22 protein-coding genes and 2 tRNA genes are annotated in these 25,304 nt (G+C 64.9%); 16 read left to right on the top strand and 8 right to left on the bottom strand.

Annotation, left to right across the window (positions count from 1 at the left end; translation table 11 throughout):
• Positions 1 to 219: 219 nt before the first annotated feature.
• The 8 genes from dnaN to D3I60_RS09100 all read left to right on the top strand — a co-directional run bounded on the left by dnaN (position 220) and on the right by D3I60_RS09100 (position 9,252).
• Positions 220 to 1,359, top strand: a complete 1,140-nt coding sequence (dnaN, locus tag D3I60_RS09135) for a DNA polymerase III subunit beta (RefSeq protein WP_262775817.1) — start codon at positions 220 to 222, stop codon at positions 1,357 to 1,359.
• Positions 1,360 to 2,496 carry a DNA replication/repair protein RecF gene (recF, locus tag D3I60_RS09130; RefSeq protein ID WP_262775815.1) on the top strand — a complete coding sequence of 379 codons (1,137 nt, stop codon included), beginning with the start codon at positions 1,360 to 1,362 and terminating at the stop codon, positions 2,494 to 2,496.
• Entirely contained in the window at positions 2,493 to 3,005 is a 513-nt protein-coding gene (locus D3I60_RS09125; RefSeq protein ID WP_101546518.1) for a DUF721 domain-containing protein, read from the top strand. The genes recF and D3I60_RS09125 overlap by 4 nt, the downstream gene beginning before the upstream one ends.
• Before the next feature lie 219 nt (positions 3,006 to 3,224).
• Positions 3,225 to 5,222 carry a DNA topoisomerase (ATP-hydrolyzing) subunit B gene (gene gyrB, locus D3I60_RS09120; protein ID WP_262775814.1) on the top strand — a complete coding sequence of 666 codons (1,998 nt, stop codon included), beginning with the start codon at positions 3,225 to 3,227 and terminating at the stop codon, positions 5,220 to 5,222.
• 141 nt (positions 5,223 to 5,363) lie between these two features.
• Positions 5,364 to 7,931 (top strand): DNA gyrase subunit A, encoded by a 2,568-nt coding sequence (gene gyrA, locus D3I60_RS09115; protein WP_139467609.1) that lies wholly within the window; start codon positions 5,364 to 5,366, stop codon positions 7,929 to 7,931.
• A complete protein-coding gene (locus D3I60_RS19170; protein ID WP_262775813.1) occupies positions 7,928 to 8,785 on the top strand; it encodes a DUF3566 domain-containing protein in 858 nt (285 codons plus the stop codon). Before gyrA ends, D3I60_RS19170 begins: the two co-directional genes overlap by 4 nt.
• A gap of 149 nt (positions 8,786 to 8,934) precedes the next feature.
• Positions 8,935 to 9,008: transfer RNA gene (locus tag D3I60_RS09105), tRNA-Ile, on the top strand.
• A 171-nt stretch (positions 9,009 to 9,179) separates the two neighbouring features.
• Positions 9,180 to 9,252: transfer RNA gene (locus tag D3I60_RS09100), tRNA-Ala, on the top strand.
• A gap of 82 nt (positions 9,253 to 9,334) precedes the next feature.
• Here the strand turns inward: D3I60_RS09100 and D3I60_RS09095 are convergent.
• Both D3I60_RS09095 and D3I60_RS09090 read right to left on the bottom strand, forming a co-directional pair.
• A complete protein-coding gene (locus tag D3I60_RS09095) occupies positions 9,335 to 9,544 on the bottom strand; it encodes a hypothetical protein (protein WP_262775812.1) in 210 nt (69 codons plus the stop codon).
• Complete coding sequence (locus tag D3I60_RS09090) at positions 9,541 to 9,744, bottom strand: hypothetical protein (protein WP_262775810.1); 204 nt, start codon at positions 9,742 to 9,744, stop codon at positions 9,541 to 9,543. The genes D3I60_RS09095 and D3I60_RS09090 overlap by 4 nt, the downstream gene beginning before the upstream one ends.
• Before the next feature lie 80 nt (positions 9,745 to 9,824).
• Here D3I60_RS09090 and D3I60_RS09085 point away from each other — a divergent pair, with 80 nt between their 5' ends.
• The 5 genes from D3I60_RS09085 to D3I60_RS09065 all read left to right on the top strand — a co-directional run bounded on the left by D3I60_RS09085 (position 9,825) and on the right by D3I60_RS09065 (position 17,232).
• A complete protein-coding gene (locus D3I60_RS09085) occupies positions 9,825 to 10,694 on the top strand; it encodes an endo alpha-1,4 polygalactosaminidase (protein WP_262775809.1) in 870 nt (289 codons plus the stop codon).
• A gap of 249 nt (positions 10,695 to 10,943) precedes the next feature.
• Positions 10,944 to 12,392 carry an MDR family MFS transporter gene (locus D3I60_RS09080; protein ID WP_262775908.1) on the top strand — a complete coding sequence of 483 codons (1,449 nt, stop codon included), beginning with the start codon at positions 10,944 to 10,946 and terminating at the stop codon, positions 12,390 to 12,392.
• Between the two features lie 145 nt (positions 12,393 to 12,537).
• Positions 12,538 to 15,099, top strand: coding sequence for an excinuclease ABC subunit UvrA (locus D3I60_RS09075; protein ID WP_262775808.1), 2,562 nt, complete (start codon positions 12,538 to 12,540; stop codon positions 15,097 to 15,099).
• A gap of 140 nt (positions 15,100 to 15,239) precedes the next feature.
• Positions 15,240 to 16,547 carry a sodium:proton exchanger gene (locus tag D3I60_RS09070; protein WP_262775806.1) on the top strand — a complete coding sequence of 436 codons (1,308 nt, stop codon included), beginning with the start codon at positions 15,240 to 15,242 and terminating at the stop codon, positions 16,545 to 16,547.
• 10 nt (positions 16,548 to 16,557) lie between these two features.
• Positions 16,558 to 17,232, top strand: coding sequence for a metal-dependent transcriptional regulator (locus D3I60_RS09065; protein ID WP_262775805.1), 675 nt, complete (start codon positions 16,558 to 16,560; stop codon positions 17,230 to 17,232).
• Between the two features lie 236 nt (positions 17,233 to 17,468).
• Here D3I60_RS09065 and D3I60_RS09060 read toward each other — a convergent pair whose 3' ends face one another.
• Positions 17,469 to 18,842, bottom strand: coding sequence for an aldehyde dehydrogenase family protein (locus tag D3I60_RS09060; RefSeq protein WP_262775803.1), 1,374 nt, complete (start codon positions 18,840 to 18,842; stop codon positions 17,469 to 17,471).
• Positions 18,843 to 18,943: 101 nt separating this feature from the next.
• On the opposite strand from D3I60_RS09060, the gene D3I60_RS09055 reads away from it, so the two are divergent.
• Entirely contained in the window at positions 18,944 to 19,321 is a 378-nt protein-coding gene (locus D3I60_RS09055) for a VOC family protein (RefSeq protein WP_262775801.1), read from the top strand.
• Positions 19,322 to 19,339: 18 nt separating this feature from the next.
• Here the strand turns inward: D3I60_RS09055 and D3I60_RS09050 are convergent, their stop codons facing one another.
• A complete protein-coding gene (locus tag D3I60_RS09050) occupies positions 19,340 to 20,722 on the bottom strand; it encodes an MFS transporter (protein WP_262775800.1) in 1,383 nt (460 codons plus the stop codon).
• A gap of 76 nt (positions 20,723 to 20,798) precedes the next feature.
• On the opposite strand from D3I60_RS09050, the gene D3I60_RS09045 reads away from it, so the two are divergent.
• Complete coding sequence (locus D3I60_RS09045) at positions 20,799 to 21,293, top strand: winged helix-turn-helix transcriptional regulator (RefSeq protein ID WP_139909554.1); 495 nt, start codon at positions 20,799 to 20,801, stop codon at positions 21,291 to 21,293.
• Between the two features lie 30 nt (positions 21,294 to 21,323).
• Here the strand turns inward: D3I60_RS09045 and D3I60_RS09040 are convergent, their stop codons facing one another.
• The 4 genes from D3I60_RS09040 to D3I60_RS09025 form a co-directional block, all read right to left on the bottom strand.
• Positions 21,324 to 22,613 (bottom strand): MFS transporter, encoded by a 1,290-nt coding sequence (locus D3I60_RS09040; protein WP_262775799.1) that lies wholly within the window; start codon positions 22,611 to 22,613, stop codon positions 21,324 to 21,326.
• A complete protein-coding gene (locus D3I60_RS09035) occupies positions 22,610 to 23,260 on the bottom strand; it encodes a TetR/AcrR family transcriptional regulator (RefSeq protein ID WP_262775798.1) in 651 nt (216 codons plus the stop codon). Before D3I60_RS09035 ends, D3I60_RS09040 begins: the two co-directional genes overlap by 4 nt.
• Before the next feature lie 115 nt (positions 23,261 to 23,375).
• A complete protein-coding gene (locus tag D3I60_RS09030) occupies positions 23,376 to 23,894 on the bottom strand; it encodes a DinB family protein (RefSeq protein ID WP_262775797.1) in 519 nt (172 codons plus the stop codon).
• A complete protein-coding gene (locus D3I60_RS09025; RefSeq protein ID WP_346659560.1) occupies positions 23,891 to 24,370 on the bottom strand; it encodes a DUF488 domain-containing protein in 480 nt (159 codons plus the stop codon). Before D3I60_RS09025 ends, D3I60_RS09030 begins: the two co-directional genes overlap by 4 nt.
• Positions 24,371 to 24,606: 236 nt before the next feature.
• Between D3I60_RS09025 and D3I60_RS09020 the strand changes: the two genes are divergently transcribed.
• A complete protein-coding gene (locus D3I60_RS09020) occupies positions 24,607 to 24,951 on the top strand; it encodes a Dyp-type peroxidase (protein ID WP_262775796.1) in 345 nt (114 codons plus the stop codon).
• The last annotated feature ends 353 nt before the right edge of the window (positions 24,952 to 25,304 follow it).

Below are 25,304 nucleotides of genomic sequence, written 5' to 3'. Positions count from 1 at the left end.
ACCTGCAGAATATTCGAACACAGGATCTCGGCTGATTCTCGAATGCGAGATTCGCTCACTGATCACCCCTGCATCCCTTTTCGGTCGGCACTCCTGAGGTGGGCACAAATCGGATAGGCTGTGTAAAGTTTTCCGAGCAGTATCGAGCCTGTGACTCGCAACCCGGAATCTCGTACCAGATGCCCAGTGCAGGTCGGGTGGCCACCCCGAAGGAGTAAAGTGAACGCGGAAGCATCCCCCTTGAAGTTCAAAGTCAATCGCGACGTTCTCGCTGACGCTGTTGCCTGGGCGACCAAGACTCTGCCCAACCGTCCTTCCGCTCCGGTCCTCACCGGTATTCTCATCACCGCCGAAGCCAGCGGCACAGTGCGTCTGGCCGTCTTCGACTACGAAGTCTCATCTCGCGTCGAGATCGTTGCCGACGTCGCCTCCGCAGGAACGGTCCTCGTCTCCGGACGTCTGCTCGCCGACATCTCCAAGGCTCTGCCGAACCAAGAGGTCACCCTCGAACAGATCGATGCGAAGGTCGACGTGACCTGCGGATCCTCGCGCTTCTCACTCATGACGATGCCTGTAGCCGAATACCCCGCGCTGCCGCAGATCCCCGACGACTCGGGCACCGTTTCGGCCGGTGAGTTCCAGAACGCCGTCTCACAGGTCACCATCGCGACCTCGAAGGACGACACCCTGCCGATCCTCACCAGCGTGAGAGTCGAGATCGAGGGCGAAAAGGTCACGATGCTCGCCACCGACCGCTATCGTCTGGCCGTTCGCGAGTTCACCTGGAACCCGGGACGCCCCGACGTCTCGGCCGTGGCTCTGCTGCGCGGACGTACGCTCTCCGATGTCTCGAAGTCCCTCGGCGGCGATGTCACGATCGGCCTCAGCACCGATGCCGGCAAGGACCTCATCTCCTTCACCTCGGCGGGTCGAGTCACCACCTCGCTGCTCATCGAGGGCGAGTACCCGAAGGTCCGGTCGCTGTTCCCGGATTCGGTTCCGATCCACGCCATCGTCGAGACCGCCGTGCTGCGCGAAGCCGTTCGCCGCGTCTCACTCGTGGCAGAACGCAACACCCCGCTGCGCTTCGAGGTCACCGACGGCATGCTCACCCTCCACGCCGGCACCGGTGACGACGCTCAGGCCTCCGAAGCCGTCGAAGCCACCCTCCAGGGCGACGAGATCACAGTCGGCTTCAACCCTCACTACATCGCCGAAGGTCTCGCCGCTGTCGAGAGCCCGTACGTGAACTTCTCCTTCACGCAGCCGATGAAGCCTGTCATCATCTCCGGGCAGAAGGAACTCGACGGTCCTGCCGACGAGTCCTATCGCTATCTGCTCATGCCCACGCGCATCTGAATGTGGATATCCCGACTCTCCCTGCGTGACTATCGGTCGTATCCGGAGCTCGACCTCGAGTTCTCACCCGGAGTCACCACGTTCGTGGCCGACAATGGGACCGGGAAGACCAATATCGTCGAGGCGATCGGGTACCTCGCTCATCAGCGCTCCCATCGGGTGGCCTTCGACGCTCCGCTCGTCCACGAGGGGCGACCGGCTGCAACGGTGTCCGCACTGGTCAACCGGGATCAGCGGCATGCCACCGTCGAGGTGACGATTCAGGCCAAGGGCGCCAATCGGGCCCGGGTCAACCGCAATGCGGTGAAGCTCAAGGACATCCTCGGCCTCGTCTCCTGTGTCGTCTTCGCTCCCGAGGATCTCAGTCTGGTCCGCGGTGAACCGGCCGAACGCCGGTCGTGGATCGACACGCTCGTCGTGGCGCGCAATCCTCGCTTCGCCTCGATCATCACGGACTTCGAACGGGCACTCAAACAGCGCAATGCTCTGCTCAAACGGCTCCGTGAGGACCGCGATCCCGGCCTCGAGGCGACACTCGACATCTGGAATATGGCCTATGCGGACTCCGCCGCCGAACTCGTCTTCGGGCGACAGCGGATCCTCGCCGATATCGTCGAACCGCTGCAGACGAACTTCGCCTATATCGCAGCCGATGCCCGGCTGGAACGGCAAGGCGCCCACATCGCCTACGATTCGCGCATCGATTACTCGCAGGCAGCATCCGCTGCCGACTGCAAGGAGCTGCTGCTGGCGGCCCTCGATCGTCGCCGGACGACGGAGATCGAGCGCGGACTGACCCTGCACGGACCCGGTCGCGATGATCTGTCCCTGATGATCGGAACCCATCCGGCGAAGGGCTACGCCTCTCACGGAGAGACCTGGTCGCTGGCGTTGGCCATGCAGCTGGCAGGTTGGGACCTGCTCTCCGCCGATGCCGGAAGCGCCGCCGAACAGCCGATCCTCGTCCTCGATGACGTCTTCGCCGAACTCGACACCGGTCGGCGGCAGCGTCTGGCGTCCAGAGTGACATCGGCCGAGCAGGTCTTCATCACCGCGGCCGTCGACTCCGATCTGCCCGATGGTCTCGAAGGAATCCGGATCGACCAGTCCCGACTCCTGCAGAGCGGCACCTCATGAGCGGCATCGACCGGGACTACTCCACTCCCGTCGCCGCACTCGAAGCCCTCGACCGAGTCCGACGGATGGAGGTCACCGAAGCGAAGTTCGTTCGCAGTCGTCGCCGCTCCCGCCTGCGCGGCGAAGCCGTCTACTCCGGATCGGGTCGAGACGGTCGAGACCCGAAGACCGTGTCATCCGTGCTCGGTTCGCTCATCACGGACCGCGGCTGGTCGTCCTCACTCGACATCGGCAAGGTGCTCGGCCGGTGGCCCGACCTCGTCGGACCCCAGGTGGCCCAGCACGCGACTCCCGTCGACTTCTCTCCTCCCCTGCTCGTCATCGCCGCTGACTCGACGACCTGGGCAACCCAGCTGCGGGTGCTCAAACCGACGATCCTGCGCAGACTCGAGGAAGGGCTGGGCTCGGCGACGATCACCGAGATCGAGATCAAGGGGCCACAGGGACGCAGCTTCAAACGCGGTCGACGATCGGTGGCAGGCCGCGGACCTCGGGACACATTCGGGTGAAGTGGGCAGCCGCCTCGGCGAAATTACGGGAAGTATCCCTGCATTTCTGAGAAGAACACAGAGGGCCTTAAACGGCCATAGCCGCTCCCTCACCTGTCCGGGGGTACATCTGCGGCACGAAAATTCGGGAAATACGCCTTCACAGGCCGCTTACGGGCATTTCAGCGTGCGGCGCGGTAGAATGGGGAGCTGATAACGACCATCCGAACAAGGAGTCATATGACGACCGAGGATCAGCCTCATTATGATGCCGGCGACATCACTGTGCTCGAGGGTCTCGAGGCAGTCCGGAAGCGGCCCGGCATGTACATCGGTTCGACCTCGGAACGTGGTCTCCATCACCTCGTCCAGGAAATTGTCGACAACTCAGTCGACGAGGCGATGGCCGGCTACTGCGATCATATCGAGGTCACCATCCTCGCCGACGGAGGCGTCCGTGTCGCCGATGACGGCCGTGGAATGCCGGTGGCGATGCACCCGACGGAAGGCAAGCCGACCGTCGAGGTGATCCTCACGATCCTCCACGCCGGCGGTAAGTTCGGCGGCGGCGGATACGCCGTGGCAGGCGGTCTCCACGGTGTGGGTTCGACCGTCGTCAACGCACTGTCCGAACGACTCGAGGTCGAGGTCAGGCGCGATGGCTATGTGTGGACGATGGACTTCGTCCGCGGTGTACCCACCGGTGAGCTGCAGCGCGGCGAAGCCACCGATGAGACGGGCACCACCGTGACCTTCTGGCCGGACGGTTCGATCTTCGAGACCACGGACTTCTCCTACGAGTACCTCCGTGCGCGCTTCCAGCAGATGGCCTTCCTCAACAAGGGCCTGAAGATCAGCCTCACCGATGAGCGCCACAACGAAGTCGATGACGACGATGTCCAGATCGACGAGGACGAGGCAACCGAGTGGAGGCCGCGCACCGTCACCTACGAATACGCGAACGGTCTGCTCGACTATGTCGAGTATCTCAACTCGACGAAGAAGGCCGATCTCGTCCATCCCGATGTCATCGTCTTCGAAGCCGAAGAGGGCGAACAGACTCTCGCGCTCGAGATCGCGATGCAGTGGACGACGTCGTACAACGAGTCGGTTCACACCTACGCCAATGTCATCAACACCCATGAGGGCGGCACCCACGAAGAGGGCTTCCGGACGGCTCTGACCTCGCTGGTCAATGCGTATGCGAAGGAACAGAAGCTGCTGCGCGACAAGGACCCGAACCTCACCGGCGATGACATCCGCGAGGGACTCACGGCCGTCATCTCCGTCAAGCTCGGCGATCCCCAGTTCGAGGGTCAGACGAAGACGAAGCTCGGCAACTCCGAGGTCAAGGGCTTCGTCCAGCGCGTGGTCCGCGACGAACTCGGGCACTGGTTCGAGTCGAACCCGGCCCAGGCCAAGGACGTCGTGCGCAAGGCGCTGCAGGCCTCGCAGGCCCGCTTGGCCGCTCGCAAGGCTCGTGAGGCCACTCGCCGCAAGGGACTGCTCGAGTCCTCGGGTATGCCCGGCAAGCTCAAGGACTGCCAGTCGAAGGACCCTTTCGTATCCGAAGTCTTCATCGTCGAGGGTGACTCGGCCGGCGGCTCGGCGACTCAGGGCCGCAATCCGAACACTCAGGCGATCCTGCCGCTGCGCGGAAAGATCCTCAACGTCGAAAAGGCTCGGCTCGACCGCGCATTGGGCAACAACGAAGTCCAGGCGATGATCACGGCCTTCGGCACCGGCATCGGTGAGGAGTTCGATCTCGAGAAGCTGCGCTATCACAAGATCGTCCTCATGGCCGATGCCGATGTCGACGGTCAGCACATCACGACCCTGCTGCTGACGCTGATCTTCCGGTACATGAAGCCGCTCATCGAACACGGCTACGTCTACCTCGCCACCCCGCCGCTCTATCGCATCAAGTGGTCGAACGCCCCGCACCAGTTCGCCTACACCGACAAGGAACGCGACGGACTGCTCGAGACCGGGCGGGCCGCCGGCAAGCGACTGCCCAAGGATCTCGCGATCCAGCGCTACAAGGGTCTGGGCGAGATGAACTACGAGGAGCTGTGGGAGACGACGATGGATCCCGACCACCGGCTGCTCAAGCAGGTGTCGCTCGACGATGCGATCGTCGCCGACGAGATCTTCACAGTCCTCATGGGCGATGACGTGGATTCGCGTCGCCGCTTCATCCAGGAGAATGCGAAGGACGTCCGCTTCCTCGATATCTGATCATCCGTCCTCACCGGGGCAGCCGCCTCGGTGAGGGTGGGAGATCGGATGCACCGCACCTATTCTTTGCACGCACCAATCGCCGCCGCACACGGCTGAGATCCAGCCGGACACGGTTCGAACACAAGGGAAGAGCCCACATTGGCCGACGAGAACGATATCGGAACAGAAATCAACCGGATCGAACAGGTTGATCTCAACCTCGAGATGCAGAGGTCGTACCTCGATTACGCGATGAGCGTGATCGTCGGACGTGCCCTGCCCGACGTCCGTGACGGACTCAAGCCCGTCCACCGCCGCGTGCTCTACGCGATGTTCGACGGCGGGTACCGCCCCGACCGCAACTTCTCCAAGTGCTCGCGCGTCGTCGGCGATGTGATGGGCCAGTACCACCCGCACGGTGACACGGCGATCTACGACGCCATGGTCCGCCTCGTGCAGCCGTGGACGATGCGCTACCCGCTCGTGGCCGGTCAGGGCAACTTCGGCTCCCCGGGCGACGACGGAGCGGCCGCACCGCGTTATACCGAGTGCAAGATGGCGCCCCTGGCCATGGAGATGGTCCGGGACATCGAAGAAGGCACTGTCGACTTCCAGGACAACTACGACGGTCGCAACCAGGAACCCATGGTCCTGCCCTCCAGGTTCCCGAACCTGCTGGTCAACGGCTCGGCCGGCATCGCCGTGGGTATGGCCACGAACATTCCTCCGCACAACCTGCGTGAGGTCGCCCAGGGCGCACAGTGGCTGCTGTCCCATCCGGAGGCGAGCAAGGAAGAGGCGCTCGAAGCCCTCCTCGGCATCGTCAAGGGACCCGACTTCCCGATGGGCGCGACGGTCCTCGGTCGCAAGGGCATCGAGGACACCTACCGCACCGGTCGCGGATCGATCACCCAGCGCGCCGTCGTCGAGGTCGAAGAGATCCAGGGCCGGACCTGCCTCGTCGTCACTCAGCTGCCGTACATGGTCAACCCGGACACCTTGGCCGCGAAGATCGCCTCCTACGTCAAGGACGGCAAGGTCGCCGGCATCGCCGATCTGCGCGACGAGTCCTCGGGCCGCACCGGTCAGCGCTTGGTCATCGTGCTCAAGCGCGATGCCGTGGCCAAGGTCGTGCTCAACAACCTGTACAAGCACACGTCGCTGCAGGAGAACTTCTCCGCGAACATGTTGGCCCTCGTCGACAGCGTGCCGCGCACACTGAGCATCGACTCCTTCCTGCGTCTGTGGGTCAAACACCAGATCGAAGTGATCGTCCGTCGCACGCAGTTCCGTCTGCGCAAGGCCGAGGAACGCGCGCATATCCTGCGCGGCTACCTCAAGGCCCTCGACGCCCTCGACGAGGTCATCGCCCTGATCCGCCGCTCCCCGTCCTCGGACGAGGCGCGGAGCGGACTGATGGAGCTGCTCGAGGTCGACGAACTCCAGGCCAATGCGATCCTCGACCTGCAGCTGCGCCGACTGGCCGCACTGGAGCGACTAAAGATCCAGGAAGAGGCCGAGAAGATCGAGCAGCAGATCGCCGAGTACAACCACATCCTGGCAACCCCGGCTCGCCAGCGTGAGATCGTGTCCGAGGAACTCGACGAGATCGTCGAGCGCTACGGTGACGATCGCCGGACGAAGATCCTCGCCGGATTCGACGGTGATGTGTCCATGGAGGACCTCATCCCCGAGGAAGAGGTCGTCGTCACAATCACCCGCGGCGGTTACGCGAAGCGGACCCAGACTCACCTCTACCGGGCCCAGCACCGTGGCGGCAAGGGCATCAAGGGCGCGGCACTGCGCGGCGACGACGTCGTCGAACAGTTCTTCGTCACCTCGACCCACAACTGGCTGCTGTTCTTCACGAACACCGGTCGCGTGTACCGGGCGAAGGCCTATGAGCTGCCCGAGGGCTCACGGGACGCCAAGGGCCAGCACGTGGCGAACCTGCTCGCCCTCCAACCGGGTGAGACGATCGCACAGGTGCTGTCGATCCGGGACTATGAAGTAGCCGACTTCCTCATCCTCGCCACCCGTTCCGGTGTGGTGAAGAAGACCCGCCTGAGCGAGTACGACTCGAACCGCACCGGCGGTGTCATCGCCATCAACCTGCGCGAATACAAGGGTCAGCCCGATGAGCTGGTCTCGGCCCGCATCGTCGGTGCCGAGGATCACCTGCTGCTGATCTCGCGCAAGGGCATGTCGATCCGCTTCGCCGCCGATGACGAGTCGATCCGTCCCCTGGGCCGAGTCACCGGTGGCGTCACCGGTATGAAGTTCAAGGACGACGACGAGCTGCTCACGATGGACGTCGTTCGGCCGGACACCTACGTCTTCGTCGTCACGGAAGCCGGGTTCGCCAAGCGCACCCCGGTCGACGAGTACCGTCTGCAGGGGCGCGGAGGTCTGGGAATCCGGGTTGCGAAGATCACCGAACAGCGCGGAGACTTGGTAGGCGGACTCATCGTCGAAGACGGTGAGGAGGTCCTCGTGGTCATGGAGCGCGGTAAGATCGTTCGGTCGAGCATCGATGAAGTTCCGGCGAAGGGACGCAACACCATGGGTGTGGTGTTCGCGAAACCGGATAAGAAAGATCGTATTATCGCAGTGACCCGTGGGCCCGAAGCCGAGGTCGAAGACGAGATCGAAAGCGAAGACGATGCCGAGGTCCCGGAAGGTGAGGTCGCGGAGCCTCAGACCGGCAACGAGGATGTGGAAGAGTGAGCGATAGCAAACAGCCAGGCTCAGGCAAGATCATACGCACGTCGAGCGGCTCGACCCGTCTGACGGCCGGATCGTCGAAGTCGGATGACAAGTCGGCTGCAGCAAGCGGTTCAGGCTCGAACTCCGGTTCGGGAACCGGCGCGAAACAGGGATCCGGCTCCGGTCGCGGCTCTTCGGGACCGAACAGCCAGAACGCCACCGTCGTCGCACCTCCCGCTCCGAAGGCCTCGCCGAAGCCCAATCGGGCACCCTCGGCGGGCTCGACGCCGTCGGCACACACCGGATCTCAGGGATCGGGTGCTCAGACCGGGTCCCGGGGATCCGGCGCACCGACTTCCGGTTCACAGGGAACAGGTTCCCAGGGATCGGGCGACGGCAACCGCGGCGCCACCTCGGTGATGGGAAATGCCGCGAACACCGTCCGCGCGAGCTCCGGCAGCGTGAAGATGGGTGTGAAGAACATGGTCGACAGCGGGAAGGGCAAGAAGAAGGGCCCCCGCACCGTCCGCCTCACCGTCTCCGCAGTCGACCCGTGGTCGGTCATGAAGATGTCGTTCCTCATGTCCGTGGCGATCGGCATCGCCACGATCGTCGCCTTCATCGTCCTGTGGGTCGTGCTGCAGGCGACCGGTGTGATGAGCGGCCTCGAATCGACGATGAGTGAGCTCGCCGGCGCAGAGTCGGCCGAGCGGATCGTCGGCATCTTCGGCTTCGGCCGAGTCGTCGCGGCCGGCTTCATCATCGCGGTCATCAACATCGTGCTGATGACGGCGCTGTCGACGCTGGCGGCCTTCATCTACAACATCGGCTCCCTCATCGCCGGCGGATTCAGCCTCACCCTCACCGACGACTGATTGCTAACTGACGGCGGCCCAGCAACCTCGCGCGAGGTTGCTGGGCCGCCGTCAGTTAGTTCTGGGAGGGTGTGAGAGGGGTCACTGGGCGTCGATTTGTGTTTGGCTGCGGTCGATGGGTATTGTTTTACTTCGGGTTCACCCGATAAGGGCCTATAGCTCAGGCGGTTAGAGCGCTTCGCTGATAACGAAGAGGTCCCTGGTTCAAGTCCAGGTAGGCCCACGTCCTGTCACAACAGGATTTCCTTTCGAGGAGGATCATGAGAAGATGGATTCTCAGCGGTCTCACGTTAGTGGGACTGGGAGTGTTCTTCGGGTGGCGGCACCAGAACCAGAGTGCCCAAGCCGAATGGTCCGAACACACCGATTCGGTGTGAGGGTGTGAACCCGTTTCGGGGGTATGGCGCAATTGGTAGCGCATCTGCTTTGCAAGCAGAGGGTTAGGGGTTCGAGTCCCCTTACCTCCACTCGAGTAGTTTTGAGACAGCACTCGTGACACGAAGGCTCCGAACCACCTTGGTTCGGAGCCTTCGTCGTTGCGAAAACCTATCAGGCGCGCCAGTAGCCTAGGTAGCCGTCGATGAGGCCGTGATAGGTGTGCAGGCTGCGGTCGCCGTTGAAGTTCTGGTGCCACACCTGGCCTTCGCAGTAGATGCCGATGTGACCGCAGGCGGTGGTGTTGTCGCCGTCGCCCCAGACGAGGATGTCGCCGCTCTCGGACTTCTGGTCGGTGTGCCAGGTGAAGCCGTTCGCCTTCATCCTGTCCCCGCCTCCGGGCTCGCCGAGGCGGTGCCGGAGTCCGCAGCCGAGTTCTCGGCCGCCGCGGAGGCGACCCCTGCGGAAGCGGCGGGCGGTGCCGCCGGCTGGGCGGCGGAGGCGATCGAACTGGCGCCGAGCACGGCGGCTCCGGCGATCATCGCAGCTGTCATGGTCTTCGTGGTGACGTTCTTCAGAGTCATTCTCATCCGTTCGTTCCGCTTGACTGTGTGACTGGTACTGACTTGTCTGGAGACGATCCGCCTCCGTCTACAGTGTGTCCATGAGACCTCCGCTGAGCCCGATCCCACCGCGGTGGATGGCGGCTGCGGCTGTTCTCGGCATCGCCGTGGCAATGGGCGGCTGCTCAGTGAACGCTTCGTCGCCGTCGATACGGTCATCAGAGCCACCGTCGCTGCCGACTTCAGGAACCTTCGACTACCAGCTCGGCGGAACCTATGACTCTCTGCCGGATCCGCAGGGCCGCATCGATATCGTCGTCCGAGATGCCGGAGCCGCACCGCTGAACGGGGCCTACTCCGTCTGCAACGTCAACGGCTTCCAGACCCAACCCGGCGAGGCTGCGGACTGGCGCGACCACGCTGACCTGCTGCTCCACGATGCAGCCGGTAACCCGGTTGTCGACCCCGATTGGCCCGACGAACACATCCTCGATCCCTCGACCGCAGACCGACGATCCCGGATCCTCGACATCATCGGCCCCGTCATCGACGGCTGCGCCGAGTCCGGATTCGACGCTGTGGAGATCGACAATCTCGACACGGCCGACCGATTCCCCGACATCGACCGAAGCGGTGCCCTGGAACTCGCGGCCGCGTACGTCGACCGCGCCCACGCCAAGGGCCTGTCGATCGCGCAGAAGAACGCGGCCGAACTCGCCGAAACCGCTCATTCTCAGCTCGGCTTCGACTTCGCCGTGACCGAGGAATGCGCCGTCTACGACGAATGCGACCGGTTCACCTCCGTCTACGGCGATCGTGTCCTCGCCATCGAATATCCCGACACCCTCGCCGAGGCGGGGCTGGACTTCGCGGACGCCTGTACCGTCCCCGATCGCCCACCGCTGATGATCCTGCGCGACCGCGATCTCGTCGCAGCCAGCGTTCCAGGGTACCGGTACGATACCTGTTGAGGCGATCGGGCGAGCAGTGACGAAGATCGCCGCAGTTTCGGGTTCTCCCCACTGTCGGCGGCAAACGGGAATACGTTAGTCTGAGATGCTGTTGACACTTTCGTCTGCGCGTCGATTCGGCATCTGCGTGCGACCTCCGCCCACACCCCGGGCCCCACAGACACATCCGAACGGAGCACCGTTTTGTCCAGCGACAGCTCACCCGCACACGCGCAGACACAGCACCACGACACCATCGACCCCGCCGGTATGAAGGTCATCTGGCTGCTGCTGGTGGCCGCCTTCGTGGCCATTCTCAATGAGACGACGATGGCCATCGCCATCCCCGAGCTCAATAAGGCCCTCGGCATCCCGCCGGAGCTCGGCCAGTGGCTGACCAGCGCTTTCATGCTCACCATGGCCGTCGTCATTCCGACGACCGGTTTCCTCCTGCAGCGTTTCACCACCCGCCAGATCTTCCTGGCCGCGATGGTCCTGTTCTCTGCGGGCACACTCATCTGCCTCGTCTCGCAGGGATTCATCCTGCTCCTCATCGGACGTATCGTCCAAGCCGCAGGCACCGGCATCATGATGCCCCTGCTGATGACCACCATGATGAATGTAGTCCCGGCACATTCGCGCGGCCGGATGATGGGTCGAGTCGGACTCGTCATCTCGTTGGCCCCGGCTATCGGACCGACGATGTCAGGTATCGTCCTCGATTCGCTGGGCTGGCGCTGGCTCTTCGGCATCATCCTGCCCATCGCGCTCATCGCTCTCGGTCTCGGTGCGAAATGGATGACCAACCTCGGCGAGTCGACGCACGCCCCGATCGATGTCATCTCCATCGTCCTGTCCGTCTTCGCCTTCGGCGGCATCGTCTATGGCCTCAGCCAGTTCGGCGGAGGCCACGGCGGTGAGGCAGGCGGCGGATCGACGAGCACCCTGGCCTGGGCGACGATCGGCGGCGGAGTCGTCTTCCTCGCGCTCTTCGTGTGGCGTCAGCTCGTCCTGCAGAAGGGCGATCGCGCCCTGCTCGACCTGCGTGTGTTCAATTCGCGGAACTACGTCTTCTCTGTCATCATCATGGCCGTCGTGGCCCTCTCCATGTTCGGCACATTCTCCCTGCTGCCGCTGTACCTGCAGAGCGTCGTCGGACTCGGTGCCACCCAGTCCGGTCTCGTACTTCTGCCCGGTTCGGTGATCATGGGTCTGCTCGGTCCGGTGATGGGTCGGATCTACGACGCCCGCGGACCGAAGACGCTCCTCGTGCCCGGCACGATCATGATCGCGTGCTCGATGTTCGCGTATTCGACGGCCGGCGTGGGAACGCCGATCTGGCTGCTCATCATCGTCCAGATCGTCATGTCATTGGGCCTGGCCGCATCGTTCACTCCGCTGTTCTCCGCCTCGCTGGGATCGCTGGAGCGCCACCTGTACTCCCATGGTTCGGCGGCGCTCAACACCCTGCAGCAGGTCGCGGGAGCAGCAGGCACCGCGCTGCTCATCTCGATCTACTCCGCGGCCCTGCACTCGGGTCAGGCGGAGGGCAAGTCCGTCCCCGAGGCGGGTGCCCCCGGCGGTCACGCCGCGTTCCTGTTGGCGACGGTCATCGCGATCGTCCCGATCGTCCTTGCGTTCTTCATCCGCAAGCCCGAGGACCAGGACGACCACCCCGCCGAGGTGGTCGAACCGACCGAGGCCAGCCCCGCCGAATGACGGCCAGCCCCGCCGAATGATGGTCGACCCTTGACAGCGGCCGGCTGAGGCACGTCGAACCCCTCGTTCCGAATTTCCCGGAACGAGGGGTTCTGTCGTCGGCTACCTCGGTGATCGGAGGTCCCGACCTTGGTACGGTGACCTCATGACCTCCTCTGTGCCCTCGGATCCGACATCCTCGACCGAGATCCAGCCGGACGTGCGGGTCCGCGGGGCCAGGGAACACAACCTGCGCAACGTCGATCTCACTGTGCCCCGGGATGCGCTCGTCGTGTTCACCGGAGTGTCCGGATCGGGCAAATCTTCCCTGGCCTTCGGCACCCTCTTTGCCGAGTCCCAACGCCGCTACCTCGAATCCGTGGCACCGTATGCCCGCAGGCTCATCGACCAGGCAGGCGTTCCTGACGTCGATTCGCTCACCGGAATGCCACCGGCCGTCGCCCTGCAGCAGCAGCGCGGCGGGCGCAGCGCGCGCTCGAGCGTCGGCAGCATCACCACGGTGTCCAGCCTCGTGCGCATGCTCTACTCACGGGCGGGACGGTACCCGGAGGGGCAGTCGATGCTGTTAGCCGAGGATTTCTCGACGAACACCGTCGAAGGGGCCTGCCCGGAATGCCACGGAATCGGCCGCGTCTACGAGGTGCCCGAGGACAAGATGGTCCCGGATCCGACGCTGACGATCCGGGAGCGCGCCATCGCCTCCTGGCCGAAGGCCTGGCACGGCCACCAACTGCGCGATGTGCTCGTCGCCCTCGGCTACGACGTCGACGTCCCCTGGCAGGACCTGCCGCGCGAACACCGCGATTGGATCCTCTACACGGAAGAGACTCCGCACCTTCCCGTCCACTCCCGGCTGACGCTGGACGAGGCGCGCGAAGCGATCGCAGCAGGCGCCGAACCGACCTATTCGGGAACCTTCGTCGGAGCCCGGAAATACGTGCTCGACACGTTCGCGAACACGAAGAGTGCCGCGATGAAGCGGCGCGTCGCCGAATTCCTCAGTGCCTGTCCCTGCCCCGTATGCCACGGAAAGAAACTCAGACCCGAGGCTCTGTCGGTGACGATCGCCGGTCTCGACATCGCCGAATTCTCCGCGCTGCCGCTGCATGAACTCATGTCCGTCCTCCGCGATGAGGCCGCCTCGGCGAAGGCGAGCATGGCGACGGACGATCACCCGGCGGCGGACAAGCTCGCCGCGTTCGTCCGCCTCGGCGAGGGTCTCATCGATCGGCTCAGACCGATCGTCGACCTCGGTCTCGGGTACCTCTCGCTCGATCGGACCACACCGACGCTGTCGGGAGGTGAGCTGCAGCGGCTGCGATTGGCCACCCAGCTGACCTCGGACCTCTTCGGCGTCGTCTATGTGCTCGACGAACCCTCCGCCGGCCTCCACCCGCAGGACGTCGATGCTCTGCTGGGCATCCTCGACGGGTTGAAGGACCGCGGGAACAGCCTCTTCGTCGTCGAACACTCCGTGGACATCATGCGGCATGCCGACTGGCTCGTCGACATCGGGCCCGGCGCCGGCGAACGCGGCGGAGACGTCCTCTACAGCGGACCTACGTCCGGACTCGCCGAGATCGACGAATCCGTGACCAGGGGCTATGTCTTCGGCGGACGCAGACTCGAACCCCACGAACCCCGGCAGCCACGAGGCTGGATGAAACTGACGAACATCCGCCGCAACAACCTCCACGACATCACCCTCGACCTGCCGCTGGGCTCACTGACCGCCGTGACCGGAGTATCGGGATCGGGCAAGTCCAGCCTCGTCAGCCAGGTACTCCCGGCCCTCGTCGGCGACCAGCTGGGCACCTCCACGACTGCTGATGAACCCGCGTCCGATGATGACGAGCTCCTGCTCACCGACGAACCCGAGGAGCTCGAGGGCACCGTCACCGGGGAACTCACCGGGATCCGACGGGTGGTGAGCATCGATCAGAGGCCCATCGGCCGCACGCCCCGGTCCAACGTCGCCACCTATACGGGCCTGTTCGACCATGTGCGTCGCCGCTTCGCCGAGACCCCCGAGGCCCGGGAACGCTGTTACAAGCCTGGTCGTTTCTCCTTCAACGTCGCCGGTGGACGGTGCCCGACCTGTGAGGGTGAGGGATCGGTGATGGTCGAGCTGCTGTTCCTGCCCTCGGTCTACACCGAGTGCCCCGACTGCCACGGCACCCGCTTCCAGTCGAGCACACTGGAGATCCTCTGGCGCGGACGCAATATCGCCGAGATCCTGGGAATGAGCGTCGAGGAAGCCCACAACTTCTTCACCGGCGAATTCGACATCATGCGCTCCCTGACCGCACTCATCGACGTCGGCCTCGACTACCTGCTCCTCGGCCAACCCGCCACCGAACTCTCCGGCGGTGAGGCGCAGCGGGTCAAACTCGCCAGCGAGCTCCAGCGCTCCCAGCGCGGCGACACCCTCTACGTCCTCGATGAACCCACCTCCGGACTGCACTGCGCGGATACCGACCGGCTCGTCGCACACCTGCAGACCCTCGTCGATGCCGGCAACACGGTCATCATGGTCGAACTCGATATGCGCGTCGTGGCCGTCGCCGACCACGTCGTCGAACTCGGCCCCGGCGCCGGTGACGACGGCGGCCGGGTCGTGGCGACCGGAACCCCCGCCGACATCGTCGACGCCGGGCAAGGACCGTCTGCAGAATACCTCGCCGCGGCGCTCTCCGAACTCCGGTGATCTGAGGCACACGTACCCGTTTCAGCGGGCTGCGCGATCCGCGGAAACTAGACGATCCCGGCATCTTCCGCAAATGTTGGAGACGTCTAAGTCTCAGTTGTGCGTAGACACACCCGATTCGCGGCGGGAAGTCTTGAGACATGCCCACCGCAATCCTTCGCCGCATCGCGATCTGCCTCGTCATCGCCGCACCCGCCGTGGTGCTTCGCGTCACCGGTGTCGAACTCGCCCCGGTTCTCGAGCTGCTCGCGTTCGGCGCCGCCATCGTCGCGGCCGCCTTCCTCCTGGCCTGGGCAGCCGAGGCGGCGCAGAAGGACATCTCAGGCGCTCTCGCGATCGCCCTGCTCGCCCTCATCGCAGTCCTTCCTGAGTACGCCGTGGACCTCTATTACGCGTTCCGCTCTGGAACGGATCCGGACTACCTGCACTTCGCGGCGGCGAATATGACCGGATCGAACCGACTGCTGCTCGGATTCGGGTGGCCGCTCGTCGTCATCATCGCCCTGCTCGTCGCCCGACGCATGGCCAAGCGGACGAAGTCCCCTATTCAGCATTCCCTGCGCATCGACTCGGGCAGCCGGATGGACATCGGCTTCCTCGTCATCCTCGGTGTGATCGCCTTCGCCATTCCGCTGCTCGGAAGCATCCCCATCTGGTTCGGCTCAGCCCTCGCGCTCATCTTCGTCGCCTATCTGTGGCGGGCCGGGCAGACGACCGGCGATGACGAAGAGGAGTTCGTCGGCGCCGCGGCTCTCATCGTCGCCATGCCGCAGAGAGCCCGTCGGATCACTGTCGTGACGATGTTCGTCGTATCGGCAGCGATCATCCTCACGTCGGCCGAACCGTTCGCGGAGGCGCTCGTGGCCTCGGGCTCGGCGTTCGGAATCGACAGCTACTTCCTCGTCCAGTGGCTGGCTCCGCTGGCCTCGGAGGCCCCCGAGTTCATCATCGCCGCGATGTTCGCCCTGCGCGGCTTGGGCGGTGCCGCCATCGGCACGCTCATCGCCTCGAAGGTCAACCAGTGGAGCCTGCTCGTCGGCTCCCTGCCGATTGCCCACTTCGCCGGTGGGGGCGGTCTCGGGCTGCCCCTGGACGGGCGGCAGATCGAGGAGTTCACGCTCACGGCCACGCAGACCATCCTCGGTGTGGCGATCATCCTGGCCCTGCGCTTCCACTGGGCACCAGCGCTGGGACTCGCCGCGCTCTTCGGGCTGCAGTTCTTCGTCACGGACACGTCCGGCCGCTATGTCCTCTCCGCGATCCAGGCGATCCTCGCGATCGTCTTCCTCATCCTCCACCGCAGCGACATCCTCCCCACGCTCGCTGCCCCGTTCCGCAGGCCGCAGCGCGGCGAAGACGGTGCAGACCCCGCCGAGGCGACCGATCCGGAGCACGAATCGACAGTCGCAATGTCCGTCGACCCGAAGTCGGCCGGCACTCGCGCGTAGAATGACGATCATGCCGCGCCCCGCTGTCACTCGCATGGTCGAGGACTACGTCACCCTCATCTGGAAGGCCTACGAATGGCCTGGCGGTCGCCCCGCCACCACCGAGATGGCCGAACAGCTGGGAGTGACCGCCTCGACGGTGTCGGCGAACCTCAAGAAGCTCGCTCGCGACGGTTACATCGACTACGAACCCTACGGGCAGATCGTGCTCACCGATGTGGGCCGGCAGATCGCCGTCGAGATCGTCAGACGCCACCGCATCGTCGAGTCCTACCTCGTCGAGGCTCTGGGCCTGACCTGGGATCAGGTCCATGATGAGGCGGATCGGCTCGAACATGCCGTCTCCGATCTCGTGCTCGAACGGATGAACGCAGCGGTGGGAAGCCCGCAGCGTGACCCGCACGGAGATCCGATCCCCGATGCCGACGGGCACACAGCCGATTTCCCGAGCCGGCGGCTGCAGGAGACCACCCCAGGCGTCGAGGTCGAGGTCGTGCGCGTCTCCGACCGTTCGCCTGAACTGCTGCGTTACCTCACCGATCGTGGAATCGTCATCGGCACGAAGCTGCAGGTGAGATCGATCAGCTCGGCCGCCTCTGCGATCGCGGTCCGCGTCGGCGACGAGAGCATCGAACTCGCCCTCGACGCCGCCGATGCGATCCGCGTCGGACCCGGCATCGGCTGAGGCAGACAGAGCCTCAGACCGACTGCGATTCCCGCTCGAGATCCGCGCTGGCCTCGGTGCTTGCTGCGAGTTGACTCACTCTGACCGCAGAGGCAGAGCTGACCCAAAGGAAAAGGCCCGATCGACAGCGGAAATTCGCTGTCGATCGGGCCTTTTCGGGCGCCTCGGCGATGGTGATCCTGCGCTAGGGCGCAGAACTCAGCCGATCAGATCCACCTGAGACCAGGTGCGACTCATCAGGCGTGGACGCGGATGAGGTGTTCGTTGGTGAACGCCTGGAACGCCCACTGAGCGTTCTCGCGGCCGTAGCCGGAGCGGTTGATGCCGCCGAAGGGATACTCCGGTCCGGACTCCATGTGGCTGTTGATCAGCGTCATGCCGGCGTTGATCTTCTTGCCGAACTCCTGGCCCTTCTCCAGGTCGTCGGTCCACACCGAAGACATGAGGCCGTACTCGGAATCATTGGCCAGACGCAGAGCATCCTCTTCGTCCTTGGCACGGTAGATCATCACGGCCGGGCCGAAGAGCTCATTGCAGCCGAGGTCCGAGTGCGGGTCGATGTCCGTGAGCACGGCCGGGGACATGAACCAGCCCGGGCGGTCGAGCTTCTTACCGCCGGTGTGCAGGGTCGCACCATCGGCCACGGCCTTCTCGATCATCTCGATGATCTCGTCGCGAGCACCTTCGGAGGACACGGGTCCCATGCCGACCTCCGGGTCGTCGAAGTCGGAGATCTTCATGGCTTCGGCGGCCTTGACCGCCTCGGCGACGAATTCGTCGTAGAGCTCATCGACGACGATCATGCGCTTCGGCGAGGTGCAGACCTGGCCGGCGTTCGCCAGACGAATCCCGACGAGCTTCTGCGCCACCGAGGCGACGTCCTTCGAGTCGAGGACGACGGCAGGGTCGTTTCCGCCGAGCTCGAGGACCGCGCGCTTGTAGTACTTCGCGGCGATCGCGGCCACCGACGCACCGGCACCCTCGGAACCGGTGAGTGAGAAGCCCTTGACGCGGAAGTCCTTGAGGACCTCCTCGGCGTGGGAGGAATCGAGGTAGATGTTCTGGTACACGCCCTTCGGCAGACCCGCCTCGGTGAGGAGGTCCTCGAAGTACTGTGAGGACTTCGGGCAGATCGACGCCTGCTTCATGATGATCGTATTGCCGACCATGAGGTTGGGCAGCACGAAGCGGGCGATCTGGTTGTACGGGAAGTTCCACGGCATGATGCCCAGCAGCACGCCAAGCGGCTGGTGCTCGACATAGCTGCTGGCCGCACCGGCGGCGGCCAGGTGGGTCGTGGACAGATGGGTGGCGGCGTTGTCGGCCATCCAGCGGGCGGTGCGGGCGACCTTGTCGACCTCGCCGAGGCCCTGCTTCTTGATCTTGCCCATCTCACGGCCGATGATGTCGGTCATCTCATCGGCATTCTCATCGACGAGATCGGCGAACTTGCGCAGGATCGCCGCGCGCTCATGCAGCGGCGTCTCCTTCCACGCCAGATGTGCCTCGTGGGCACGATCGATGTAGGCGGGGATCTCCTCTTTGGGAACCGAGGCGAACTCCTCCTCGACTTCGCCGGTGTTGGCATTGGTGACAGCGAACTTGCTCATGGAACGTCCTTTCACGGGTTGACGATCTGTGCCCTGTAACAAACTACAGTCTCCCGTCATTCCGCGACACTTGAGTCCATCCCTGGGACTACCATTCATCCATGGAGAGAGTGAATGGAATCGGCGGATACTTCCTGCGGGCGGCCGACCCCGAGTCGATGACTGCCTGGTACCGCGACGTCCTCGGCGTCGACTTCGGTGATCACGGGCTGTGGCAGCAGCCGGCCGGACCGACCGTGATGGCGATGTTCGGAGCCGACGCCGACTACTTCGGGACGCGGCCGGAAGGTCAGGACCGGCAGCAGACGATGCTGAACTTCCGTGTATCCGACCTCGACGCGATGATCGCGCAGCTGAGCGAAGCCGGCGCCGAGGTGGCTCCTGAGACCGAGGACATGGAGGGGATCGGCCGGTTCGGTTGGGTCACCGATCCCGAAGGGAATCGGATCGAGCTGTGGGAACCGGAGGAACAGGGCTGAACCTCGGTTGAGCTGGGACTACGCGGCCGCCTCGGCGGTGGCGGGTTGCCTGCGATCATCGATCAGACGGCGTCTGACCGCGAACGACAGGACCGCGGCGATGACGCACATGGCCGCGCCGCCCCACCAGGCGTAGGTGTACTCACCGAAGGCGTCACGGACGGCTCCGGCGGCGAAAGCAGCGGCGGCGGCCCCGATCTGATGGGCCGCGAAGACCCAGCCGAAGACGATGGTGCCGTTGTCACCGAAGATCTCCCGACACAGAGCGGCCGTCGGTGGGACCGTCGCGACCCAGTCGAGGCCGTAGACGACGATGAAGAGGATCATGCTCGGGTGGACCGTGTCCGAGAGCAGCCAGGGCAGAAGCAGCAGGCCGACCCCGCGGAACGTGTAGTACGCAACGAGGAGGATCCGGGGATCGAATTTGTCGGTCAGCCAACCGGAGAACACGGTGCCTACGATGTCGAAGATCCCGACGACCGCGAGCAGGCCGGCCGCCGTCGACGCGGGCATCCCGTGGTCGTGGGCCGAGGGGATGAAGTGGATGCCGATGAGTCCGTTCGTCGTCGCGCCGCAGATCGCGAAGGCGATGGCCAGAGCCCAGAACGAGCGATGACGGGCGGCGAAGAAGAGGCCTGCGAGGGCGCGTCGGGTGGCGCCGGTGCCGCGGCGTTCGACGGGCGTGGTCGGGGCGGCCCCTGCCGTGGGTTGGGTGTCGCCGTCAGGACCTGTCTCGAAGTCGAGGTCGGTCGCGAGATCCGTGTTCGCATCAGCCGCACCGTAGGGCAGGACGCCCAGGTCGGTGGGATGATCGCGGAGGATGAACCAGACCAGCGGCACGGCGGCCATCGCCGCGATGCCGATGAGCAGGGATGCCGGCTTCCACCCCGTGGACTCTGCGATCGTCGCGACCGGCGGCAGGAAGATCAGCTGACCGGTGGCCGACCCGGCCGTGAGGATGCCCATGACCAGCCCGCGGCGGGCGACGAACCAGCGATCGGCAATGGTGGCAGCGAAGACGAGGGCCATCGAACCAGTGCCCAGACCGATGAGCACTCCCCAGAATATGAGCAGCTGCCACGACGCGGTCATGAGCACGCTGCCTCCGGCGCCGAGGGCGACGAGAGCCAGAGCCGCGGCCACGACCTGGCGGATGCCGAAGCGATCCATGAGTGCCGCGGCAAAGGGGGCCGTGAGTCCGTAGAGCAGCAGATTCACGCTCACCGCCAGGGACATGCTGCTCATCGACCACCCGAAGTCCGCGTGGAGCGGGACCATGAGTGCTCCGGGAGCAGCTCGGAATCCGGCGGCGGCGAGCAGGGCGATGAAGGCGACGGCAGCGACCCACCAGGCGGGGTGGATGCGGCGGTGCCGCCGCTGCGCGGGTGGAGTGGTCGACATCGATCCCTCGGACTTTCTTCAAAGAAGTTAAACTGGGGGAAGTATAAGCAGACTTCGTCGAAGAAAGGTAGTCGAGATGGCTTTGCGTTCGGATTGGTCGCAGGAGTTCTGCCCGGTGAAACGGTCCCTCGACGTGCTCGGCGATCCGTGGGTGCTGCTCATCGTCCGCGACGTCCTCCATGGTCGGGGGCGTTTCGATCAGCTGCGCGAGAATCTCGGAATCTCCGAGGCCGTGCTCAGCCGGCGGTTGTCCGGGATGATCGAGGCCGGGCTGCTGACAAAGGTCGACTACGCCGATGGGGCCCGGATCCGGCAGGGCTACGCGGCCACCGAGGCCGCGGCCGATCTGCTGCCGATCCTGCAGCAGCTGTCGCTGTGGGCAGAGAAGCACACCGAACTGCCTGCCGGCGGAGGCCATATGGGACTCATCCACGAAGCCTGCGGGCAGGAGACGACTCAGGGCGAGGTGTGCAGTGCCTGCGGCGAGACTCTGGTTCCCGAACAGATGACCTGGGTCAAGCCGTGGAAGGACGCGCGCGAACGGCTGCAGCCGGCCGGGACTCTGAGCTGAGCCCTGACCGGACTGTACGGTCTGTTGGGACTAGCAGGCCGCCTCGGCGAGGATGGGCTCTGATCGCCGTACCCACGTCCGTTCGACGCGGATCGCCACGGCCACCACGACGAGTGCAGCGAGCGCGAGGACGATGGCGGCGATGACCGTGGAGGTGAAGCCGAACCCGGCGGCGATGACCCAGGCGCCGACGGCAGGTCCCACCGCATTGCCGACATTGAAGGCCGAAGTGTTGACACTGGCGGCCAGGGTCGGCGCCTGAGTCGCGATCTGGAAGACGCGGGCATTGAGCGCCCCGGCGATGGAGAAACCGCTGGCGCCGACGAGGACGATCATGATGACGGCAAGGATCGCATTGTCCGCGACCAGCCACAGGGCGCCGAGACTGAGCGCCAGTGCCGCGAGGCTGCCGACGATATTGCCGAAGATGTTCCTGTCGGCCAAGCGCCCGCCGACGACGACACCGATGAAGGCACCGACGCCGAAGGCCGCGAGGACTGCGGGAACGAGGTCCGCGGGCAGGCCGGCCACCTGAGTGAGCAGCGGGGAGAAGTAGGAGAAGGACGCGAACACCGATGCCTGGAACAGCGCCGTCGTGCCCAGGGCCAACCAGATTCGGGGTCCCTTGAACGCGGCGATCTCGGCACGCAGCAGCGTACGCAGGCTGGGGGCCTCCTCGGCGGGAGCAGGCGATTCTGCTTCATCTGAGTCGGCGGACTGCGCTGAGTCGGCGGACTTCGCGCTCGACCGGGTGGTCACGGCGATGAGAACGGCGGCCAGGGCGGTGACGAGGGCGACCGCCCAGAAGGTCGATCGCCACCCGAACTGGGTGCCGATCCATGTTCCCATCGGCACTCCGACGAGGTTGGCCACGGTGAGCCCGCCGACGAGGCTGGCGAGTGCGCGGCCCTGCACGGCGGCGGGAGCGATGGCCGAGGTGTGGACGGCGGCGACGGCCCAGAACCCTCCGCAGGCGAAGGCCGACAGCACCCGTGAGACCATGAGCACTCCGTAGCTCGGTGACAGCGCTGCAAGGATGTGGAGGGCGGAGAAGCCGATGATCATGACGATCATCGTCGCCCGCCTGGGCAGGGTCAGCGTCAGCAGCGTCATGGCCGGTGCCCCGACGATCATGCCGATGGCGAAACCGGTGATGAGCAGGCCCGCCTGCGGGATCGTCACGCTCAAGTCAGCGCTCAAGGGCTCGAGGATTCCGGCGATCATGAACTCGCTGGTGCCGAGGCAGAAGATCACGGCGGCCAACAGATAGACCTGACCGGGGACCCGAGGCCTCTGGGAAGGCGGTGTTGAAGTGGTCATGGGGTGGGGCTGCCTTTCGTCGAGGCGCCTGGAGCACCTCCGGTTTCGAGCGTGGCCTTGCCTGCCGGAGTGCACAGTCCTGCGACGAAGGCTCGGGCCTGGGCGAGGACGTCCTCTGTGGTCATGACGCGGGCGGCGATGCGCAGGCCGGCGAGCACGCTGTGGATGAGTGGGGCATGGATTCGGGGGTCGAGGTCAGCGAGGATATGGCCCGCGGTCTGACCGCGCTCGATGATGCCTGAGTAGGTGTCGAGCCACGCGGCGCGGTCGGCGTCGAGGATCGAGCACACGGCATCGACTTCGCGGCCGAGCTCGGCAGCTGTGTTCGCCGACAGGCACCCGGTCCGGTTCTCGTCGTCGCACTGCTTCTTCAGCTCGCCGCCGAGGCGGTGCATGAGCAGGACGGGCGCGGGTTCAAGGCTGTGCTCGAGTTCCTCCCTGAGCGGGATGCCTGTGGCCGTATAGTCACGCAGGGCGCGGAGGAAGACGGCGTCAAGGCTGTCGAAGGTGTTGTAGAAGCTCGAGCGGCCGATGTTCGCGCGTTCGCAGACCAGTCCGACATCGGTTCCCGCATAGCCATGCTCGCTGAACACGGCGATGGCGGCATCGATGACGGACTGCTCGTCGAAGCTCTTCTTCCTGCCCATGTGACGAGACTAAAGCATTTTGGACAACAGTGTCCAATATTATTTCACGGGGGAGTCGATCCGCCTCGTTCGTCGAGCCGGTCGTATCTCCTGGCCGGTCTCGACGGTCGTGCCTTCAGGCCCCGACGTCGCCGAGGTGGTGCCGGATTTCGTGGAGTCCGTAGAGCGTGAGCGAGGCGACGGTGAAGGCGTGACCGTCGGAGCGGAAACCCCGACGCTCCCATTCCTCCCCGCTGACCTGGGACAGGAGGCCGGCGTAGGACTCCGCGGCCGCACAAAGGGCGGGGGCCACCTCGGCGGGATCGGCGTGGGCATAGTCGGATTCGACGGCGACCGCATCGCCGTCGAAGTTGTCCAAGGTCGGGTCGGTCTCGGCCAACATGCGCTCGGTGCGACGGCGGAATTCGTCGAGGACGTCGCGCATATGAGCGGCGTATTCGACGTCCGACCACCGGTCCGGACTGCGCCGTTCGGTGGCGTCATCCCTGGTCAGAACCGTCTGCCAGGTGGCGGCCGCCTCGGTGAGGGTGGTCGGGACGCCGGTCGGGTCCTCGGTGCCGGTGAAGCCGCATTCGGAGCAGCCCGCGGCGAGGACATCGGTCCAGTCGCGGGCGTCAGGGGTGATCTCGCTCATTCGCTGTCCTGTTTGGAGCTCGACTTCTTGCTTCCGGATTTGGTGGTCCCGGTTGAGTTCTTTCGGGACCTTTTGCCACTCGTCTTCTTGCCGTCATTGAGGATCTCGGCGAGCACGGTGGCCTGGCTGATGTCATCGCGCTTGGCCGCGGTGAGCAGGGTCAAGGTCCCCTTCTGCGCGAGCTCGCGCAGCTCATCGAGGGCCTGCTCGGCTTCATCGCTCTTCAGTTCCTCGCGGAAGCGGCGGGCGAACTCGTCGAACTTCTCCGGATCGTGGGAATACCATTTGCGCAGTTCGGTCGAGGGCGCGACGTCCTTGACCCAGTCGTCGAGTTCGGCCTTGTCCTTGCTGACCCCGCGCGGCCAGACTCGGTCGACGAGGATCCGGGCCCCATCGGACGTCTGCGCTTCGTCGTAGATGCGGCGGACCTGGACCATGTGTGTGCTGCTCTTGGCGGAGCTCTTCTTCTCGGACATCGGCGGATGCTCCTTTCGCTCGCTTCCCTTCGAGTCTACGACGCGAAGACAGCGGCAGTGCCCGCTTGCCTCTGCCGCTCTTGTCGACAGCTGTTCCTGACAACAGCTGCACTTGACGGCTGTCGGTATGAACACCGTGGCCACTCGCGCCCGGTGAGGCGTAGACTCCGAGACGTAGGTCACCTTGGTGTCCCTCGGTGCACCGTTCCGGATTCGAGAGCGGAGGAGATGATCCAGTGACCGTCTGGCAACAGGCAGTCCCCAATGGGAAGAGTCCGCAACGGGTGCTGGTCCCACCGTCGCCGTCTGCGATCTTCCTCGTCCTCACGGTCCGCCCCGGATTCGAGAGCAGAGTCAAGGACTTCCTGTCCGAGACTGCAGGGTTGACCCGAACCGTCGGCTTCCGTTCCCGCGAAGCCGACCTCAGCTGTGTCACGGGCATCGGCGCCGACCTCTGGGACCGCATGTTCACCGCGCCCCGCCCCCGGGGTCTCCACCCGTTCATCGAACAGCGCGGAGACGTCCACGCGGCACCGTCCACCCCGGGTGACCTGCTGTTCCACATCCGCGCTCGCCGATGAATCGAGCGTCCCCCTGCACCTGTGATGAGGCCGCCTTCACTCACGGTCGGGTCGCCTTCACTCGTGGTGAGGTTGTCGGAATGACCGACGAGCCGCTGGTGTGCAGGCTTCTGCCCCGCCGGGGCGCGGAGTTCGACAGTGTCCGTCATCGAGTTTCGGCCACTTCGTCATCGGGTTCTGTTCCAGTCATCGAGTTTTCTCCCGATGACTGGAACAGAACCCGATGACTCATTAACGGGGAGTGGAAGCGGCGTATTCGATGGACTCTCCACGTTGCTCGGGTGGAAACACGTGAGTTCGCTGGGAAGACTGCTGTAAGGGATGTTGTCGCAGACCTCGTGGTGGAAAATGGC

This window comes from Brevibacterium permense (genome assembly GCF_025506275.1).
In the GTDB taxonomy this organism is placed as follows: domain Bacteria; phylum Actinomycetota; class Actinomycetes; order Actinomycetales; family Brevibacteriaceae; genus Brevibacterium; species Brevibacterium permense_A.
The sequence above is the reverse complement of the archived record's forward strand: the minus strand, read 5'-3'. Positions and strand labels throughout refer to the sequence as shown.

Bases quoted from the DNA above. Each gene is read 5' to 3' on its own strand.
- recF (WP_262775815.1), top strand. From the start codon at position 1,360: ATGTGGATATCCCGACTCTCCCTGCGTGACTATCGGTCGTATCCGGAG.
- D3I60_RS09125 (WP_101546518.1), top strand. From the start codon at position 2,493: ATGAGCGGCATCGACCGGGACTACTCCACTCCCGTCGCCGCACTCGAA.
- gyrB (WP_262775814.1), top strand. From the start codon at position 3,225: ATGACGACCGAGGATCAGCCTCATTATGATGCCGGCGACATCACTGTG.
- D3I60_RS09095 (WP_262775812.1), bottom strand. From the start codon at position 9,544: ATGAAGGCGAACGGCTTCACCTGGCACACCGACCAGAAGTCCGAGAGC.
- D3I60_RS09090 (WP_262775810.1), bottom strand. From the start codon at position 9,744: ATGACTCTGAAGAACGTCACCACGAAGACCATGACAGCTGCGATGATC.
- D3I60_RS09085 (WP_262775809.1), top strand. From the start codon at position 9,825: ATGAGACCTCCGCTGAGCCCGATCCCACCGCGGTGGATGGCGGCTGCG.
- D3I60_RS09080 (WP_262775908.1), top strand. From the start codon at position 10,944: ATGAAGGTCATCTGGCTGCTGCTGGTGGCCGCCTTCGTGGCCATTCTC.
- D3I60_RS09075 (WP_262775808.1), top strand. From the start codon at position 12,538: ATGACCTCCTCTGTGCCCTCGGATCCGACATCCTCGACCGAGATCCAG.
- D3I60_RS09070 (WP_262775806.1), top strand. From the start codon at position 15,240: ATGCCCACCGCAATCCTTCGCCGCATCGCGATCTGCCTCGTCATCGCC.
- D3I60_RS09065 (WP_262775805.1), top strand. From the start codon at position 16,558: ATGCCGCGCCCCGCTGTCACTCGCATGGTCGAGGACTACGTCACCCTC.
- D3I60_RS09060 (WP_262775803.1), bottom strand. From the start codon at position 18,842: ATGAGCAAGTTCGCTGTCACCAATGCCAACACCGGCGAAGTCGAGGAG.
- D3I60_RS09055 (WP_262775801.1), top strand. From the start codon at position 18,944: ATGGAGAGAGTGAATGGAATCGGCGGATACTTCCTGCGGGCGGCCGAC.
- D3I60_RS09050 (WP_262775800.1), bottom strand. From the start codon at position 20,722: ATGTCGACCACTCCACCCGCGCAGCGGCGGCACCGCCGCATCCACCCC.
- D3I60_RS09045 (WP_139909554.1), top strand. From the start codon at position 20,799: ATGGCTTTGCGTTCGGATTGGTCGCAGGAGTTCTGCCCGGTGAAACGG.
- D3I60_RS09040 (WP_262775799.1), bottom strand. From the start codon at position 22,613: ATGACCACTTCAACACCGCCTTCCCAGAGGCCTCGGGTCCCCGGTCAG.
- D3I60_RS09035 (WP_262775798.1), bottom strand. From the start codon at position 23,260: ATGGGCAGGAAGAAGAGCTTCGACGAGCAGTCCGTCATCGATGCCGCC.
- D3I60_RS09030 (WP_262775797.1), bottom strand. From the start codon at position 23,894: ATGAGCGAGATCACCCCTGACGCCCGCGACTGGACCGATGTCCTCGCC.
- D3I60_RS09025 (WP_346659560.1), bottom strand. From the start codon at position 24,370: ATGTCCGAGAAGAAGAGCTCCGCCAAGAGCAGCACACACATGGTCCAG.